Here is a 3,585-nt window from a genome sequence, read left to right on the forward strand (position 1 = left end):
GGCTGGGGTTTGAGTTGAAGTTGCTGCGACCTCGGCCACCGCGCGCGGCGCCATGCGTTTGAGGATCGCGCGGACCCGCGCCGCCACTTCGCGTGGGCTGAACGGCTTGACCACGTAATCGTCGGCGCCGATCTCCAGGCCCACCACCCGGTCAATTTCGGCGTCGCGGGCGCTGAGGAAAATCACCGGCACTTCGCTGAAACGGCGCAGTTGCTTGCAGGTTTCGAAGCCACTGATATCGGGCAGGCCGATGTCGAGGATGATCAGGTCGGCCGGGGTCTCGCGCTGATGCTCCAGCGCGGCGGCGCCGAGGCTCAACCAGGTGGTGGTGAAGCCTTCGCCCTGCAAGGCAAAAATCAACGTATCGGCAATGGCCGCTTCGTCTTCGACAATCAGGATATGAGGCATGGCATCCGAGCCCAACAGTTAAGTTGCGCAACGGTGGCGCAAGCCTCGCATCGCGTCAATCAGCAGTCGGGTTTGTCGGAGGTGTAACGGCGTGCCGGGTTCACTGCGGCGTTGAATTCGCGCAAGGCCTTGGCGCCGATCAGCAGCGGGTAATTGAAGCTGCTGCGGTCGGTAAGGTTGACCTCGACCGTGCGCTTGACGTTGCCCAGGCACAATTCCAGATCGACCACCGGACGCTTGGTCGGCGCGGCTTCGTCCTTGTCGTCTTCATCTTCTTCGGAGCGTGCCTTGATCTTGCTGATACGGGCGATCTTGTGTTCGTAGACCTTGTTGCTCGCGTCTTTGGTGGCGAGGCGGAAGCGCACCCACTCGTCGCCATCGCGGGTGAACATTTCGATGTCCTTGGCCGACAGCGACGCGGTCAGGGCGCCGGTGTCCATTTTCGCCTTGAGGACTTCACCGCCGATTTCCGGCAGCGCGATGTATTCGTAACGCCCGTACAGGGTCGGCTCGGCGGCCATGACCGGCAGGGCCACGAGGGTCAGCAGTGCAAGGAGGGATTTCACGTGATGGGGCTTCCTTGGGAAATGGAGGGCGCAGAGACCGAATTCTAGACCGCAAAAACCAGCGATAGTTAGGCTGCCGCTGCCTTGTGGCGGGAGAGCTCGCCACAGGGATCTTCATGAGGTGCGAAGCATAACTGTTGAAAGGTGAAACATTCGTCGACGCGGATTTGGCCTGCCGGCCGAAGCTGCTTATCATGGCGCGCCCAACTGTTTTCAAGAGTTACTTATGCGCCGCCTGCTCACCGGCTGTTTCGTTACCCTGCTGCTGTTGCTCAACACCCTGGTCCTGATCGGGCCGCTGATGGTGTTTGCCCTGCTGAAACTGGTCTTGCCCGGTCGTTATCGCGTTTACGCCTCGACGGCGGTGATGTGGATCGCCGAGACCTGGGCGGAAATCGACAAGCTGATTTTCAAGCTGTGCATTCCCACCCAATGGGACATTCGCGGCGGCGGCGACTTGCGCAGCGACACCTCGTATCTGGTGATCAGCAACCATCAATCCTGGGTTGATATCCCGGCGCTGATCCAGGCGTTGAACCGGCGCACGCCGTTCTTCAAATTCTTCCTCAAGAAAGAACTGATCTGGGTGCCGTTCCTCGGGCTCGCCTGGTGGGCGCTGGATTACCCGTTCATGAAGCGCTACACCAATGCGTTTCTGGCGAAGAACCCCGAACTGGCAGGCAAGGACCTGGAGATCACCAAAGCCGCGTGCGAGCTGTACAAAAGCCAACCGGTGACGGTGGTCAATTACCTGGAAGGCACGCGGTTTACCTCGGCAAAAAGCACTCAGCAGCAATCACCGTTCAACCATTTGCTCAAACCCAAGGCGGGCGGCGTGGCGTTTGTACTGGCGGCGATGGGCGAACAGCTGGACGCTATTCTCGATGTGACGGTGGTGTATCCGCAGCAGCGGATTCCGGGGTTCTGGGATTTGATCAGCGGCAATGTGCCGAAGGTGATCATCGACATCCAGACCCGCGAACTCGACCCGGCGTTGTGGCGTGGCGATTACGAAAACGATCCGCAGTTTCGCCAGACGGTCCAGAACTGGGTCAACCAGCTCTGGATCGAGAAAGACCGGCGCATCGCCGAATTGCGCGACGAGCGCCGTTGAATCAGCTACCAGTGCCGGTGCCCCAGATGCTGCCCAGACTGCCGAGCAGCGAACCGCCGACGCCCTGCTGACCGAGGTATTGCAGAATCACCGGGGCAAACTGGCCGATCATGCCGCTGTCCATGCCCAGCGCGCTGAAGGCGTTGTTCAGGTCGTTGGTGTCCTTGACGTTGCCCAAGGCATTTTCCAGCCCAGCGGATTTGCCCGACGAGCCCAGCAAACCGCTCAGCGCCGCCAAATTGCCGCTGCCGCCAGAGAGCTTGTCGATGCCCGGTACTTCCTTGGCCAATTGCGAATAGTCGGTGCTGCTCAACTGATTCTTCGCCAGGCCCAGCATCGCACTGGTGCCGCCGACCGCTTGTTGCGGGGTGACGTCCAGCGCACTCAGGGCGCTCAACAGACCGGCGGTCTCCGAAGTCGGCGCCGCCGCGGCCGCACTGTCATTGCCCTTCATGCCGGAAATGGCATTGGCCGCGTCGTTCAGGTTGAACTGGGCGAAGGCCGGACTGGCCGCCAGACTCATCAGCGTAGCCAATGCAAAACCGCGTGAAATCTTCATCGAGAGAACCTCTATTGGGCAAAAACCGTCCGCCCTGTTTGCCAGCAAACAGACGCGGCGAAAAACTGTGCGTTGGACTGGCAGGTCGGGGGATTGTTCCCATCTGCACAACCGACTGCCCTCTGTGGCAAGGGACATGCCCCATCTGCGCAACTCACTGTCCTCTGTGGCAAGAGGACTTGCCCCATCTGCGCAACTCACTTTCCTCTGTGGCAAGAGGACTTGCCCCCGTCGGGTCGCGCAGCGGCCCATGAACAATCTTGCGCGGTGAATCAGGCAAAACGAACGGCGGCAAGCCCCCTCGCCACGGGTTGGCTGTTTTGCTCATGAAAACGGCGACCCGAAGGTCGCCGTTGTGCATTGCGTGAATGCCTTACGCCGCGCTGAACAGCTTGTGCGGATCGATCACAAACTTCTTCGGCACACCGGCATCGAACTCGCCGTAACCGCGTGGCGCGTCATCGAGGCTGATGACTTCCACGCCTACGATGTCAGCAATGTGGATACGGTCCCACATGATCGCCTGCATCAGTTGGCGGTTGTACTTCATCACAGGCGTCTGGCCGGTGTGGAAGCTGTGGGATTTGGCCCAGCCCAGACCGAAGCGAATGCTCAGGCTGCCCATCTTCGCGGCGGCGTCCACGGCACCCGGATCTTCGGTGACGTAGAGGCCCGGAATGCCGATCTTGCCGGCGACGCGGACCACACCCATCAGCGAGTTGAGCACAGTGGCCGGGGCTTCGTGTTTGACCCCGTCATGGCCGTGACCGCGTGCTTCGAAGCCCACCGCGTCGACCGCGCAATCCACTTCCGGCTCGCCCAGCAGTGCAGCGATTTGTTCGTGCAGCGGGGTGTCCAGCGACAGGTCGGCGATTTCGAAACCCTGCGCTTTGGCGTGGGCCAGGCGCACGGTGTTGACGTCGCCGATGATCACCACC

4 protein-coding genes and 1 pseudogene are annotated in these 3,585 nt (G+C 60.9%); 1 reads left to right on the forward strand and 4 read right to left on the reverse strand.

All coding sequences use genetic code 11. The features are described 5' to 3' along the window. Together BI292_RS09165 and BI292_RS09170 are read right to left on the reverse strand one after the other, a co-directional pair. Positions 1-408 (reverse strand): response regulator (locus BI292_RS09165; protein ID WP_157831239.1); only part of this gene is annotated, 408 nt, incomplete at its 3' end. 59 nt (positions 409-467) lie between these two features. Beyond that, a complete protein-coding gene (locus BI292_RS09170; protein ID WP_101207685.1) occupies positions 468-974 on the reverse strand; it encodes an ATP-dependent zinc protease in 507 nt (168 codons plus the stop codon). A 226-nt stretch (positions 975-1,200) separates the two neighbouring features. Between BI292_RS09170 and BI292_RS09175 the strand changes: the two genes are divergently transcribed. After that, complete coding sequence (locus tag BI292_RS09175; RefSeq protein ID WP_101207686.1) at positions 1,201-2,088, forward strand: acyltransferase; 888 nt, start codon at positions 1,201-1,203, stop codon at positions 2,086-2,088. Position 2,089: 1 nt separating this feature from the next. On the opposite strand, the gene BI292_RS09180 is transcribed toward BI292_RS09175, so the two are convergent. Beyond that, positions 2,090-2,647: a DUF2780 domain-containing protein gene (locus BI292_RS09180; RefSeq protein ID WP_101207687.1), complete on the reverse strand. Its 558-nt coding sequence runs from the start codon at positions 2,645-2,647 to the stop codon at positions 2,090-2,092. Between the two features lie 373 nt (positions 2,648-3,020). Next, positions 3,021-3,585: pseudogene (locus BI292_RS09185) on the reverse strand (formaldehyde dehydrogenase, glutathione-independent); the annotation flags it as partial.

Origin of the sequence: Pseudomonas sp. 43NM1 (genome assembly GCF_002836905.1) — a bacterium.
Classification (GTDB): domain Bacteria; phylum Pseudomonadota; class Gammaproteobacteria; order Pseudomonadales; family Pseudomonadaceae; genus Aquipseudomonas; species Aquipseudomonas prosekii.

Bases quoted from the DNA above. Each gene is read 5' to 3' on its own strand.
- BI292_RS09175 (WP_101207686.1), top strand. From the start codon at position 1,201: ATGCGCCGCCTGCTCACCGGCTGTTTCGTTACCCTGCTGCTGTTGCTC.
- BI292_RS09180 (WP_101207687.1), bottom strand. From the start codon at position 2,647: ATGAAGATTTCACGCGGTTTTGCATTGGCTACGCTGATGAGTCTGGCG.